Here is a 13,810-nt window from a genome sequence, read left to right on the forward strand (position 1 = left end):
AAAAGGAAGCTGAAGAAAAGGGGCGCGCTTGCGCCCCTTTTTCTTTTCACCTATCGTGAAACGACTTTTCCGGGCCTGTCTTCATGACGAAATCCGAGTTGATCGACCGCCTTGCCGAGCGCGTGGCGCCGCTGCAGGTACCCCACGGCGACGTCGAAATGGCGGTCAAGCTGATTCTGGACACCGTCAGCCGCGAGCTGGCGGCGGACCGTCGGGTCGAGATCCGCGGCTTCGGCAGTTTCTCGGTACATCACCGGGATGCGCGCACCGGCCGCAATCCGCGTACCGGCGTGACCGTCGATATTCCGCCCAAGCGGGTGCCGCATTTCAAGCCCGGCAAGGCCCTGCGCGAGCGCGTCGACCGCGGGAACGGCAATGTATAAGCTGCGTCAGGCGGTGATCATCGTACTGGTGCTCCTGATGCTGGTGGGCGGCCTGTCGCTTGGGCTGTTCAACAGTCAGATGGTGCGTTTCGACTATCTGGCGGGACAGGTCGAGCTTCCGCTGATCGCGTTGCTGGTGTTGGCGGCGGTCTTCACGCTGCTGCTGGCTGCGTTGGCGAGCACCATCCCCTATCTCCGTCTGCGGCGCCGTGTCTCCCGACTGCAGAAGGATCTCGACCGGGTGCAACAGAAGGACGCCGTAGCGACGCGACTGCCCGCGAATCGGCAGTAGCCATGCTCGGCAGCTTCGGCATGGCCGTTCTGCTGCTGCCGCTCGGTCTGGCGCTGGGATGGCATTTGCGGCGACTCGCGGACGAGACACCGGAGTCTCGAAACGGCACGCCGGTATCCGCGGATTATCTGGAAGGGCTGCAGCTACTCGCCAGCGGCGATCCGGATCGCGCCATCGCGGCATTGATACGCGCGGTGGCGGTCGACCAGGACACCATCGAGCTGCATCTGACGCTGGGCCGGCTATTCCGCAAGCGCGGCGAGGTCGATCGCGCCATGCGCATCCACCAGCACTTGATGACGCGCGAGGGCCTGCCTGCCGAGCAGATCAACCATTTGCGGCTGGAGCTGGCGCGCGATTATCACGAAGCTGGGTTGCTCGACCGCGCCGAGGCGCTGTATCGCGAACTGGTCGACGATGGCATGTATTTGGAAGAGGCACTGCAGGCCTTGCTGTCGATCTTCGAGCAGACGCGCGATTGGGACAATGCCGAAGCCACCGCGCGACGACTGCAGACGGTGGCGGGGCGATCTCAGGCGCGCCTGCTGGCGCACTATGCCTGCGAGCGCGCCGATGCCGCGCGCGCCAGCGGCGACGTTGGGCTGGCGCTTGAGCACGCGCAGCGTGCGTTGCGCGTCGACGATGATTGCGTACGCGCCAGTCTGCTTCTCGGCGAGCTGCGCGAAGCCGCTCAGGACCATGCCGGCGCGCTGCGTGCCTATGAGCACGTGGCGGAACAGGATCTGCGGTTCTTCCCGACTGTACTCCCGAGGCTGCGTCGTGTGCACACCGAGACCGGCGGTGGCGATGGCTATCGCCGCTATCTTCTTGCAGCAGAGAAGCACTACGAAAGCGTGGCGCCGCGACTGGCGCGGCTGCGCCTGGATGTGGAGGACGGCGGCGCCGTCGTCGACGAGCTCGCCGAGATTTGCCGCGCGCAGCCCACCTGGACGGGATTGCGCATGCTTGCCGAGCTTCGCGCCGAAGAGGATGCGCTCGCGCAGGTATTGCACGAAGGCCTCGAGATCGCTTTGCAGTCCCGAGCGCAGTATCGTTGCGAGAACTGCGGGCTGACGCCGCGTCTTTTGTTCTGGCAATGCCCAGGCTGCAAGCAGTGGGCTACGATTCGTCCAACCAGTGACCTTCTGCAGGACACCTGAGACAGTTGCGAATCGAAAGCGCATAACCACCGGCAGGGGAGACAGCATGAAGGATTCCGAGCAGCGCGCGCCCAGCCTGGTGGTCACAGGTGCCAGCGGCTTCCTCGGAGGCGAGGTCGTACGGCAGGCGCTCGCGGCCGGCATGCGCGTGCTCGCGCTGTGTCGCCCGGGCAGCGAGGGCGAAATGCCCGTACACGCCAACCTGAAGACCCACGAGGTGGACATCCGTGACGTCGATGGCATCGATGCCGTCGTCCCCGCGGAGCCATCCGGAATCATCCATTGCGCGAGCAACACCAGTCTCTGGCGGCGCAACGGCGGCGAGCAGATGCGGGTCAATGTGCGCGGCACGCGTGCACTCGTGCGGCTGGCAATGGCACGGCGCACCCGGCTCGTGCACATGTCCTGTGCACTGGCTTACGGCCAGCATGGGGGCGTCATCAGCGCCGATACGCCGCGCCTCGGGCGCAACTCCGCTATCGCCTACGTGCGGAGCAAGGCTCTGGCGGAGAATGAGGTGGAGCACGCCATGCGTGCCGGCGCCGATGCAGTCGTGCTGCATCCGGCCTTCATGCTGGGTGCGGGCGATCGCAATGGCTGGTCACGCATGGTCAGTCTAGTGGCGCAACGGCGTCTGCCGGGGGTTCCTCCCGGTGGCGCAACCTTCTGCAGCGTGCAGGGCGTAGCGGCCGCGGCGCTGGGCGCTCTCGACCCGGAAGTGCCCACGGCCAGCCGCTGGCTCATCGGTGGCGTTAGCGCCAGCTATGTCGGTCTGGCGCGTGAGATCGGTTCCCAGCTTGGGCACCGGCGCTTTCTACGCCCGGTACGTCCGGGCATTCTGCAGGCCTATGCTCGGGTCGAGGAAGCAGTTGCTCCTCTGCTGGGCCGCGATCCGGAGGTCACCGTCGAGGCCGTCGCGTTGCTCAGCGGGAACATCTACTGTGAAGGTCGAGATGCGGAGCGACACTTCGGCCTGCAGACGCCCGGTCTGGAAGCCCTTGTTGGCAGTTGCATCGGCTGGATGCGAGATAGCGGGAGGCTTTGAGGCGGCGTCACTCGCGCCGGCGCCGCTCTTCTTCGGGGCGCCAATTGTCCGGGAGACTTTCGCGCACCTCGGTACGGAAGCTGCGCAGTCGGGCGCGTTGCTTGTCGCTAAGTCCCTCGTGGCGCAGCCCGGCATCGATGTGTCGGATGGCACCGGGCGAGTCGCCGCGCCGCCAGGCGTAGGCCGCGCTCTGGAAAGCGAATTCGGCGCGGTCACCGGAAGCTCGAGCTGCGCGTGCGAGCACCTGATGGGCGCCGGGGAACTCGCCGATATGCTTGAACTCGTCGAGCAGGAACTGGCGTGCGCGGTCGGCCTGGCCGGCGTCCATGAGTGTCTCTGCGCGCGCGAAGATCAGCGGCGCATAGCGCGGATGCCGATCCAGCGCCTCGTCGATGGTCGCCAGCGCAGCGTCGATGTCGCCGGTGCGCCGCTGGTTGTGCGCGTGTAGCAGCATGAGGTTGGGTTGGTTCTCGTGCGCTTCCAAGAGCGGAGCAAGCGATTCCGCTGAGTCGGTGTAGCGCCCCAGTTCGTGCAGCGCCAGCGCCGCGCCATAGTGCTCGGCAGGATCGTCGGAAGTGCGCTCCAGGCGCCGCCGGAAATGGTCGAGGGCGGCCGAGGGACGCTCGGCCGTGAGCACACGTGCCCGGGCGCGCATGAGCTGAAAGGTCAGCGGTCGCTCGGCATCGGATCCATCGCTCTGACGCTGCGCGCGGGCCCGAGCCTCGGCGATACGGGTGGTGTTGACCGGATGCGTGCGCAGGATCTCGGGCATGCCCGAACCGTAGAGCCGTGACTGCTGCTCCAGGCGCTGGAAAAAGCTCACCATGCCGGCCGGATCGAAGCCGGCGCTCATCATCGTGCCGATGCCGATGCGGTCGGCTTCCAGCTCGTGGTTGCGCGTGTAGTTGATCTGACGCTGCAGGGTCGCGGCCTGACCGAGGGAAAGCGCGCCGAGCACGACGTCCGGGGCGGCTGAGCCGGCAATGATCGCCGCCAGCACGGCCGCCCAGGTGGCGATGTCGGCGACGCGGGTCCCCTCCATGGTGCGGGCGATGTGGCGCTGGGTGACGTGTGCCAGCTCGTGGGCCATGACGCCGGCGAGTTCGCTCTCGCTTTCTGCCGCCATCAGGAGGCCGGCATTGAAGCCCATGAAGCCGCCGGGCAACGCGAAGGCGTTGATGCGCGGGTCGCGCACCATGAAGAACTGCAGGTGCTCCGGCAGATCGCGCGAGTGCGAAGCGATGTGCCATCCCAGCCGAGTGATGTATTCCACCAGCTCGGGATCCTCCAGCGCATAACCGGCAGAGTGAATCTGCGCGGTGATGCGGGCGCCGATCTCGTACTCTTCGCGCGGCGACATGGCAGCGTCCGCCGGCTCGCCGAGCTTTGGCAGCTGGATATCACTGATGCTGGCCTGGAGTCCCTGGTGGGTCGTCAGCATCGCAAAGGCAGCGCTCATCAGTAGCGTGGCGAGTGGGCGCCACCGGCGCGGGCGGAGGGGGGGAGTGGCGCGATTAGGCATTCTCATCTCGACTAGGACGCCCGCGGCGGCCTTATGGTTCGCCGCTGAGGCTGCCTATGGGCTGACCCATGCGCAAGCTCTGCCCAGGGACCAGTTCCGGGTGCCAGTCGAGCAGGCCAGGCGTGGCCAGCAGGATGACCGTCGATCCCATATTGAAGCGCCCGATTTCGGCGCCGCGTGCGTATTGGCCATTGGCCGGCACGAAGGGGCCGGGGCGGCGATGGTGCGGCGGGCAGATTCGTCCAGCCCAGACGGTATCAACCGAGCCGACGAGCAGCGCGCCCACCATCACCACCGCCAGGCGGCCAGCGGCGCAGTCGAACTGCGCGACCACGCGCTCGTTGCGCGCGAAGAGCGCAGGGCGCGCGCGCGCCGTCGCCGGGTTGACGCTGAACAGACGGCCCGGAATGTGCCGGTGCCCGCGCAGATCCAGATCGGCCGGGGCGTGGATACGGTGATAGTCGTAGGGCGCCAGATAGATCGTGCAGAAGGTACCGTCGCGAAATGCTTCGGCTGGCTCGCCGAGCAGCGCCTCGGCGCTGTAGCGCATGCCCTTGGCCTGTATCAGCATCCCATCGCTGATCCGGCCGAGTTGACTGAGGCTGCCATCCACCGGACTGACCACAGCACCTTCGTCTTCGGGCAGCGGACGTGCGCCGGGTCGCAGCGCGCGCGTGAAGAAAGCGTTGAAATGCGTGAAGGCATCGGGAGCCTGCTCCTCGGCTTCGCGCATGTCGACGTTGAAGCGGCGGATGAAGATCCGGATGAGCGCGTTCTTGATCGGCGATACCCGCCAGTGCGCGATTGCGTGGACCGCGCGCGACAGCGCGCGCGTGGGCAGGCAGGCCTGCAGCAGCACGAGCAGGCGCTCGCGCCAGGACGCAGCGTGCGCGCTCACGAGCGGCTGGCCGCGGCCTTGCGCAGATCGGCGCTCAGGCTGTCCGGGCGGTAAGGCGGCTGCAGAAAGCCGGCAACCCTTCCCTGTGGGTCGATCAGCACGATGGCCGCGGTATGGTCCACCGTGTAGCCGCCGTCCTCATTGGGCGTGTACTGATAAGCCACCGAGAGATCCTTGGCCAGCCGGCCGATGATGTCCTTGTCACCGGTCAGCGCCTTGAACTCCTTGGAGAAGTAGCCAACGTACTCGCGCAGGGCTTCGGGACGATCACGCTCCGGGTCCACCGTGAGGAAGACGACCTGCCAGTCCTCGGCGCGATCGCCCAGCGTCTCGTAGGCCGTGCGCAGGACGCCCAGGGTCGTCGGGCAGATGTCCGGGCAGTTCGTGAAGCCGGGGAATATTGCGGTCCAGTGGCCTTCGAGCCGCTCTCGGCCGAAGGGCTGGGCATCCTCGTCGAGCAGCTCGAAATCGCGCACCGGCCGCGGCTGCTCGAGCAGCACGCCGCCGCTGAGCTGGCGGCCGGGCTCCGGCGGCTGCAGCAGGCTCAGCGCGATCGTGACGCCAGCGACGAGGGCGGCGAGGGCCAGGATAGGGGCGAGGATACGGCGCATGCCGAGCGGCTCCGCGTTGCGGGATGGGGTTGGCGCTTTCATACTACCAAGTCGCACCCCTAAGAAGGCCCCGCGCGGCACTGTCCCGCGCCGGCTCCGCCATGTCCGAAGAACGCGCTACCGCCGCTGGCGATCCCACCGATGTGCTCTGCACGCCGGCTGACTACGTCCGCTGGGCGGCGAGTCGCTTTGCGGCCGCGGGCTTGCACTACGGGCACGGTTTCGACAACGCGCTGGACGAAGCCTTCTATCTGGTTCGCCATACGCTGGGGCTGCCGCATGAGCTGCCCGAGGTCTATCTGCGCGCCAGGCTGATGCCGGACGAGCGCGACCGGCTCCGAGCGCTCATCGATCGCCGCGTGACAACGCGCGAGCCGGTTGCTTATCTCACCGGCGAGGCCTGGTTCTGCGGCATGAGCTTCCGCGTCGACGAGCGCGTCATCGTGCCGCGCAGCCCTATGGCCGAGTTGATCGCCGAAGGCTTCGCCCCCTGGCTGAGCGCGCCGCCCGAGCGCGTGCTGGATCTCTGCTCGGGCTGCGGCTGCATCGCCATCGCCTGCGCCGCGGCCTTTCCCGATGCCGAAGTGCACGCCGTGGAGCTGGATTCGGGCGCCTTTGCGTTGCTCGAAGCCAACATCGTCGACTACAACCTGGGCGAGCGCGTTTACTCGCATAAGGGCGATCTCTTCGCGCCGCTGGCTGGTGAGCCGCCTTTTGATCTGATCGTCAGCAACCCGCCCTACGTGCCCGAGGCCGAATGGGCCGCGCTGCCCGAGGAGTATCATCGCGAGCCCAAGCTGGCGCTGGCCGCCGGCGAAGACGGCATGGCGGTAGTGGCTCGGCTACTGGAAGAGGCGCCGCAGTGGCTGCAGCCCGATGGCGTGCTCATCTGCGAGATCGGCAGCTCGGTGGCCGAGCTGGAGGCGCGCTTTCCGGGCCTGCCTGCCTACTGGCCGGATTTCGAGCGGGGCGGCAGTGGGGTGTTCGTGATCGATCGGGCGAGTTTGGTCGCCTGGCAGCAGGGAGAGGTCCATGTCGGGTAACACGCTGGGGAAGCTGTTCTGCGTAACGAGCTTCGGCGAATCGCACGGACCGGCCATCGGTTGCGTGATCGACGGCTGTCCGCCGGGATTGGCGCTTTCCGAGGCGGATATCCAGCCGGCGCTGGATCGGCGTCGGCCCGGGCGCTCGAAGTTCGTTACCCAGCGCAAGGAAGCCGACACGGTGCGCATCCTCTCCGGCGTCTTCGAGGGCGAGACCACCGGTACGCCCATCGCGCTGCTTATCGAGAACACCGACCAGCGCAGCTACGACTACGACAAGATCGCGCAGGTCTTCCGGCCGAATCACGCCGACTACGCCTACATGCAGAAGTACGGCCGGCGCGATCATCGCGGTGGCGGCCGTTCCTCGGCGCGCGAGACGGCCGTTCGGGTCGCCGCCGGCGCCGTGGCGGCCAAGTATCTGCACGAGCGCCTGGGTGTTCGTATCCGTGCCTGCCTGACGCAGATCGGCGAGCACCAGCTCGCCATCAGCGACTGGACGGCGGTGGAGGCCAATGCTTTCTTCTGCGCCGATCCTGATCGCGTACCGGAGTTGGAGGCCTACGTCGAGCAGCTGCGCCGCGACGGTGACTCGGCCGGTGCCTGCATCCAGGTCGAAGCCAGTGGCATGCCGCCGGGTCTCGGCGAGCCGGTCTACGACCGGCTCGACGCCGAGATCGCCTACGCGCTGATGGGCATCAACGCGGTCAAGGGCGTGGAGCTCGGCGACGGCATGGCCGTGGCCGGCATGCGCGGTACCGCCCACCGCGACGAGATGCGCGCCGACGGCTTCAAGTCCAATCACTCCGGCGGTGTGGCCGGCGGTATCAGCACCGGTCAGGATCTGGTAGCCCGACTTGCGATTAAGCCCACTTCCAGCATTACCACGCCGGGAGATTCCATCGACGAGACAGGCGCGGATGTGGAGATGCGTACTACCGGCCGCCACGATCCCTGCGTCGGTATCCGCGCCGTACCCATCGCCGAGGCCATGGTCGCTCTTGTGCTGATGGATCACTGGCTGCGACACCGCGCCCAATGCGGTGACGTCGAGCCGACGACGCCGCGCATTCCCGCGCAGCGTCCGTCCTAGGCTGGCTGAAGCGGGTCCGGCTAGGGCTAGTCAGCGCCGACGAAGAGCAGGCGGTCCGGTGAGCCGTCAAGCTCGCGCAGCGCGCCGGTGGTGGCCTGATCGCGCAACAGAGTCGCAATATCGGCCGGAGTCCGCGTCGGCTGCTCGCTGAGCAGCAGGGCCGCGGCACCGGCGACGTGCGGACTTGCCATGGACGTGCCGCTGATCGTGTTCCGCGCGGTTCTGCTGGTGTACCAGGCGCTGGTGATGCGGCTGCCGGGCGCCATCAGGTCGATGCAGCCGCTGCCGGGAGAGAAGCTGCTGCGCCGGTCCTCGCGATCGGTGGCACCCACGGTCAGCGCGCTTGCCTCGCGGGCTGGAGAGGCCGTGCAGGCATCGACGTCGCTGCCGGCTGCCACCACCGTGATGCCGGCATTGACCGCCGCCCGAACGGCGTCGTCCATGGCACGCGAGTCACTGCCGCTGAGGCTCATGTTCACTACGGCGGGCGATTCGTGATTGCGGATCACCCATTCGAGACCGGCGATAACCGTGCTGGTGGCGCCTTCGCCGCTGCAGTCGAAGACGCGCACGGCGTGCAGCCAGGCCTGCTGCGCCACGCCGAGACTGGTGCCTGCCGCCGTTCCGGCGACATGCGTGCCGTGGCCGTTGCAATCCCTGAAGTCCGCGGCGTCGTCTCCGGAGGCGGCAGTGCCGAAAAGAGGGCGAGGGGCAGCTGAAGCGTTTCTTTCCACTAAGTTGTGGCCGCCGCGCAACCGCCCGTCGAACTCCTCATGCTCCGGATTGATGCCGGTGTCAAGCACATAAAGGTGCACACCGGCGCCATCGCCTTCCGGCCGGTAACGCCCGTCGAGCGGTCGATTGCGCTGGTCAATGCGGTCCAGTCCCCAAGTCACCTGCGCATCGTCGAGCACGGCGCGCGGCGCCAGCGAGAGACGCCGATCCTGCTCGATGTAGAGCAGGCCAGGGGTATCCGCCATCATCGCCGCCACACTGCTGTAGGGCGGTAGTACGCCGTCGACGATCTCGACAACGAGCGTGTTGAGTGCCACGAAAGGGCCGATCAGCGCATTGAGCACATCGTCCAGGAACAGATCGTTGACGAAGCTCAGCAGCTGGATGAGCTGACCATCCTGATCGAGAACGGTGGATTGTCGAATCTCGACGACGTCGGGATCGAAGACGAGGATGTAACGGCCCGGGATGGGATCGCCGCTCGTGTGTGACTGCGCTTCGCTGTCGGGCTCGCTGGAACCGGAGCAGGCCACGGCCAGGGCAGCGCCGAAGGCGACAAGGCATCGGCAGATCAGGTGTCGCAGGCGCATGCACGGCTCCGGTCACAACAAGCGTTCAGTTTGCGGTCTTCTCGTGAAGCGAGCAAGACGACGAGCGCGCGACGCCGGGACAAGGCATAGACACAGCCCATCGCGGGCTTAGCGCGCTGCATGCGGCAGCGCGCCCCGAGAGCCACTAGAATGCGCGTCCCGACAAGGCCAGTGAGGCTGCAGTGGCCGGCAAGACGCTCTATCAGAAAATCTGGGACGCCCATACCGTCGTCGGCTACGACGACGGCAGCGCGCTGCTGTATATCGACCGGCATCTGGTGCACGAAGTCACCAGTCCGCAGGCCTTCGAGGGGCTGCGCTTGGCCGGCCGCAAGCCTTGGCGCGTGGACGCCAACCTGGCGGTTCCGGACCACAATGTGCCGACGCGCGACCGCATCAAGGGGATCGCCGATCCGATCTCGCGCGCGCAGCTCGAAGCGCTGGACACCAATTGCGCCGAGTTCGGCATTACCAAGTTCGACCTGATGGATGTGCGCCAGGGCATCGTGCACGTCATCGGCCCGGAGCAGGGCGCGACGCTGCCCGGCATGACCGTCGTCTGCGGCGACTCGCATACCTCGACGCACGGCGCTTTCGGTGCGCTGGCCTTCGGCATCGGCACCTCCGAGGTCGAGCACGCGCTGGCCACGCAGACGCTGGTCATGTGGCCGGCGAAGACCATGCGCGTCACGGTGCGTGGTCACGTTGGCAAGGGGGTGACCGCCAAGGACATCGTACTCGCCGTGATCGGCCGTATCGGCACCGCCGGCGGCACCGGTCATGTCATCGAGTACGCCGGCGAGGCCATCCGCGATCTTTCCATGGAAGGCCGCATGACCGTCTGCAACATGAGCATCGAGGCCGGCGCGCGCGCCGGACTGATTGCGCCGGATGACCGCACCATCGACTACGTCGAGGGCCGCCCCTTCGCCCCCAAGGGTACGGACTGGGAGAAAGCCGTGGCCGCCTGGCGCGAGTTGGGCAGCGACGACGATGCCGTCTTCGACCGGGAAGTGGTGATCGAGGCTGACGAGATCGCGCCGCAGGTGAGCTGGGGCACGTCGCCGGAGATGGTGGTTCCGGTCACCGGGGTCGTGCCGGACCCGGCCGAGCAGACGGACGCCGGCAAGCGCGAGGGCATGGAGCGTGCGCTGGCCTATATGGACCTCAAGCCCGGCATGGCCATGCGGGATATCGCGCCGGACAAGATTTTCATCGGTTCCTGCACCAACGCCCGCATCGAGGACCTGCGTGCGGCCGCCGAGGTCGTGCGCGGCCGCAAGCGAGCCGACAACATCAAGCTGGCCATGGTCGTGCCCGGCTCCGGGCTGGTGCGCGAACAGGCCGAAGCCGAGGGCCTGGACAAGATCTTCCTGGATGCCGGTTTTGAATGGCGTGAACCGGGGTGCTCGATGTGCCTGGCGATGAACGCCGACCGCCTCGAGCCCGGCGAGCGCTGCGCCTCCACCTCCAACCGCAACTTCGAGGGCCGGCAAGGTGCGGGCGGGCGCACGCACCTGGTCAGCCCGGCCATGGCCGCGGCCGCCGCGGTTGCCGGTCACTTCGTCGACGTCCGGGAGCTCTAGATGATGCAGCCCTTCACGACCCATCGCGGCCGCATGCTGCCGCTGGATCGCGCCAATGTGGACACCGACGCGATCATTCCCAAGCAGTATCTGAAGTCGATCAAGCGCACGGGCTTCGGGCCCTTCCTTTTCGACGACTGGCGCTATCTGGATCCGGGCACGCTGGATGTCGATCCGGCGACGCGCCGCCCGAACACTGACTTTGTGCTCAACGAGCCGGGCCGCGAAGGCGCCAGCGTTGTGGTCGCGCGCGACAATTTCGGCTGCGGCTCCTCGCGCGAGCACGCGGTCTGGGCGCTGGCCGACTACGGCATCCGCGCCGTCATCGCGCCGAGCTACGCCGACATCTTCTTCAGCAACTGCATGAAGAACGGCTTGCTGCCCATCGTCCTGAAGGGCGACGAGGTGGAACAGCTCCTGCGCGTTGCCACCGCGTCGCCGGCGCGCGAGGTCGCCATCGATCTGGCCGCGCAGACGGTACAGAGCGACGATCTGCGTTTCTCCTTCGAGATCGACCCCAAGCGCAAGAAGAATCTGCTCGAGGGCCTCGACGAGATCGGCATCACGCTGACCCAGGCCGACGCCATCCGCGCTTACGAGGCAAGGCGCCGTCAGGAAGCCCCCTGGCTCTTCGCCGACGGAGAATCCGCATGAGCGCACGTCTTCTTCTGCTGCCCGGCGATGGCATCGGCCCCGAAGTGGTCGCCGAGGCCGAGCGCGTGCTCGCTGCATTGCGCGACCGATTCGGTCTCGAGGTGGAATGGTCGGAAGGCCTGATCGGCGGCGCCGCCATCGACGCCGAGGGTGACCCGCTGCCGGCGAGCACGCTGGAAGCCGCGCGCGTTGCCGACGCCACGCTGCTCGGGGCGGTTGGCGGCCCGAAGTGGGAGGCCATCGAGCGTTCGATTCGGCCGGAGCGCGGTCTGCTGCGCATCCGCTCGGAGCTGGGGCTCTACGCCAACCTGCGCCCCGCCATGCTGTTCAAGGAGTTGGCCGGCGCCTCGTCGCTGCGCCCGGAGCTGGTGGCCGGCCTCGACATCCTCATCGTGCGCGAGCTTACCGGCGGTATCTACTTCGGTCAGCCGCGCGGGATCCGCCAGGGAGAGCCACATCCGGACGGCCGTCCGGGCGGGCAGCGCGTCGGTTTCAACACCCTGGTCTACAGCGAGTTCGAGATCGAGCGCATCGCGCGCAGCGCCTTCGAGGCCGCACGCAAGCGCGACAAGCGGGTCTGCTCGGTGGACAAGGCGAACGTCCTGGAGTGCTCCGAGCTGTGGCGCGAGGTCGTCACCCGCGTGGCGGCCGACTATCCGGACTGCGAGCTGAGCCACATGTACGTCGACAACGCGGCCATGCAGCTGGTGCGCGCACCCAAGCAGTTCGACGTTATCGTCACGGGAAACCTCTTCGGCGATGTCCTGTCCGATATCGCCGCGATGCTGACCGGCTCCATCGGCATGCTGCCTTCGGCTTCGGTCAACGAGAAGGCGCAGGGGCTCTACGAGCCGGTTCATGGCAGCGCGCCGGACATCGCCGGTCAGGACAAGGCGAACCCCTTGGCGGCGATCCTGTCGCTGGCCATGCTGTTGCGGCATTCGCTGGATCGCGGCGATCTGGCCGATCGCGTCGAGGCTGCCGTGGCCGGCGTGCTCGCCGACGGCCTGCGTACCGGCGATCTGGCGGGCGAGGGCGGCACCCCCGTCGGCACCCGCGCCATGGGCGAGGCGGTGGTCGCCCGCCTCGGCAACTGATGACGGCCCACCATTCAACAGGGCGAGACGAAACGAGATGAGCAAGCAATACGATGTGGCAGTGGTTGGCGCGACCGGCGCGGTCGGGCAGGAGATGCTCAAGATCCTGCGCCAGCGCAAATTCCCGGTGGGCAAGGTCTACGCGCTGGCCTCGGCGCGCTCGGTCGGCGAGGAACTCGACTTCGGCGCCGACGAGCTCTACGTCGAGGACCTGGCCGGATTCGACTTCTCGAAAGTGCAGATCGGCCTGTTCTCACCGGGCGCGAGCGTCTCCGCCGAGTACGCCCCCAAGGCCGCGGCGGCAGGCTGTGTGGTCATCGATAACACCTCGCAGTTCCGCTACGACCCGGATGTTCCCTTGGTCGTTCCGGAGGTCAACGCGCACGCCATCGCCGGCTATACCAAGCGCGGCATCATCGCCAATCCCAACTGCTCCACCATCCAGATGCTGGTGGCGCTGAAGCCGATCCTGGACGCGGTGGGCATTGAGCGCATCAATGTCGCCACCTACCAGTCCGTCTCCGGCACCGGCAAGGAAGCCATTGAGGAGCTGGCCGATACCAGCGCGCGCGCGCTGAGCGGGCAGGACTTCGAGTCCAAGGTCTATCCCAAGCAGATCGCCTTCAACTGCCTGCCGCACATCGACACCTTCCAGCCCAATGGCTACACCAAGGAAGAGATGAAGATGGTGTGGGAGACGCACAAGATCTTCGAGGATGATTCGATCCAGGTGAATCCCACCGCCGTGCGCGTGCCGGTCTTTTACGGTCATTCGGAGGCACTGCACATCGAGACGCGCGAGAAGATCAGCGCCGATCGCGCTCGTGAACTGCTCGCGGCCGCGCCCGGCATCAAGGTGATGGACGAGCACGTCGACGGCGGCTACCCGACGGCGGTGACCGAGGGTGCCCACCACGATGAGGTCTTCGTGGGCCGCATCCGCGAGGACATCTCGCATCCGCGTGGGCTTGATCTCTGGGTGGTGTCGGACAACATCCGCAAGGGTGCGGCGCTGAACAGCGTGCAGATCGCGGAGTGCCTGATTGCGGAATATCTCTGACTCGGACGACAAGCGGTAGCGCACAGCGTTTTTGGCGTGCC

General features: G+C 67.0%; 14 protein-coding genes. 10 read left to right on the top strand and 4 right to left on the bottom strand.

Annotated features, from left to right (window positions below):
- The first annotated feature begins 83 nt into the window (after window positions 1-83).
- The 4 genes from U743_RS06125 to U743_RS06140 are packed head-to-tail and all read left to right on the top strand — an operon-like array spanning window position 84 to window position 2,880.
- Entirely contained in the window at window positions 84-383 is a 300-nt protein-coding gene (locus tag U743_RS06125) for an integration host factor subunit beta (protein WP_043766437.1), read from the top strand.
- The gene (locus tag U743_RS06130) at window positions 376-675 is read left to right on the top strand and encodes a lipopolysaccharide assembly protein LapA domain-containing protein (RefSeq protein ID WP_052367595.1); all 300 of its coding nucleotides are present in this window, start codon (window positions 376-378) and stop codon (window positions 673-675) included. Before U743_RS06125 ends, U743_RS06130 begins: the two co-directional genes overlap by 8 nt.
- A gap of 2 nt (window positions 676-677) precedes the next feature.
- Window positions 678-1,835: a tetratricopeptide repeat protein gene (locus U743_RS06135; RefSeq protein ID WP_052367596.1), complete on the top strand. Its 1,158-nt coding sequence runs from the start codon at window positions 678-680 to the stop codon at window positions 1,833-1,835.
- Between the two features lie 46 nt (window positions 1,836-1,881).
- Window positions 1,882-2,880, top strand: a complete 999-nt coding sequence (locus tag U743_RS06140; RefSeq protein ID WP_043766439.1) for an NAD-dependent epimerase/dehydratase family protein — start codon at window positions 1,882-1,884, stop codon at window positions 2,878-2,880.
- A 7-nt stretch (window positions 2,881-2,887) separates the two neighbouring features.
- Here U743_RS06140 and U743_RS06145 read toward each other — a convergent pair whose 3' ends face one another.
- From U743_RS06145 to U743_RS06155, 3 genes are all read right to left on the bottom strand, one after another.
- Complete coding sequence (locus tag U743_RS06145) at window positions 2,888-4,339, bottom strand: M48 family metalloprotease (protein WP_198021953.1); 1,452 nt, start codon at window positions 4,337-4,339, stop codon at window positions 2,888-2,890.
- Between the two features lie 94 nt (window positions 4,340-4,433).
- The gene (gene asd / locus U743_RS06150; RefSeq protein WP_043766442.1) at window positions 4,434-5,300 is read right to left on the bottom strand and encodes an archaetidylserine decarboxylase; all 867 of its coding nucleotides are present in this window, start codon (window positions 5,298-5,300) and stop codon (window positions 4,434-4,436) included.
- A complete protein-coding gene (locus tag U743_RS06155) occupies window positions 5,297-5,911 on the bottom strand; it encodes an SCO family protein (RefSeq protein ID WP_043766444.1) in 615 nt (204 codons plus the stop codon). Before U743_RS06155 ends, asd begins: the two co-directional genes overlap by 4 nt.
- Before the next feature lie 101 nt (window positions 5,912-6,012).
- On the opposite strand from U743_RS06155, the gene prmB reads away from it, so the two are divergent.
- Together prmB and aroC are read left to right on the top strand one after the other, a co-directional pair.
- Window positions 6,013-6,954 carry a 50S ribosomal protein L3 N(5)-glutamine methyltransferase gene (gene prmB / locus U743_RS06160; protein ID WP_052367597.1) on the top strand — a complete coding sequence of 314 codons (942 nt, stop codon included), beginning with the start codon at window positions 6,013-6,015 and terminating at the stop codon, window positions 6,952-6,954.
- A complete protein-coding gene (gene aroC, locus U743_RS06165) occupies window positions 6,944-8,047 on the top strand; it encodes a chorismate synthase (RefSeq protein WP_043766447.1) in 1,104 nt (367 codons plus the stop codon). The genes prmB and aroC overlap by 11 nt, the downstream gene beginning before the upstream one ends.
- A 26-nt stretch (window positions 8,048-8,073) precedes the next feature.
- Here aroC and U743_RS06170 read toward each other — a convergent pair whose 3' ends face one another.
- Window positions 8,074-9,372: a S8 family peptidase gene (locus U743_RS06170; protein ID WP_052367598.1), complete on the bottom strand. Its 1,299-nt coding sequence runs from the start codon at window positions 9,370-9,372 to the stop codon at window positions 8,074-8,076.
- Between the two features lie 182 nt (window positions 9,373-9,554).
- Between U743_RS06170 and leuC the strand changes: the two genes are divergently transcribed.
- The 4 genes from leuC to U743_RS06190 are packed head-to-tail and all read left to right on the top strand — an operon-like array spanning window position 9,555 to window position 13,769.
- Entirely contained in the window at window positions 9,555-10,958 is a 1,404-nt protein-coding gene (gene leuC, locus U743_RS06175; protein ID WP_043766450.1) for a 3-isopropylmalate dehydratase large subunit, read from the top strand.
- Between the two features lie 3 nt (window positions 10,959-10,961).
- Window positions 10,962-11,612: a 3-isopropylmalate dehydratase small subunit gene (gene leuD / locus U743_RS06180; RefSeq protein WP_043771380.1), complete on the top strand. Its 651-nt coding sequence runs from the start codon at window positions 10,962-10,964 to the stop codon at window positions 11,610-11,612.
- The gene (gene leuB / locus U743_RS06185; RefSeq protein ID WP_043766451.1) at window positions 11,609-12,709 is read left to right on the top strand and encodes a 3-isopropylmalate dehydrogenase; all 1,101 of its coding nucleotides are present in this window, start codon (window positions 11,609-11,611) and stop codon (window positions 12,707-12,709) included. Before leuD ends, leuB begins: the two co-directional genes overlap by 4 nt.
- A 37-nt stretch (window positions 12,710-12,746) precedes the next feature.
- A complete protein-coding gene (locus tag U743_RS06190) occupies window positions 12,747-13,769 on the top strand; it encodes an aspartate-semialdehyde dehydrogenase (RefSeq protein ID WP_043766453.1) in 1,023 nt (340 codons plus the stop codon).
- The last annotated feature ends 41 nt before the right edge of the window (window positions 13,770-13,810 follow it).

Source organism: Algiphilus aromaticivorans DG1253, from assembly GCF_000733765.1.
GTDB classification, from domain to species: Bacteria; Pseudomonadota; Gammaproteobacteria; order Nevskiales; family Nevskiaceae; genus Algiphilus; species Algiphilus aromaticivorans.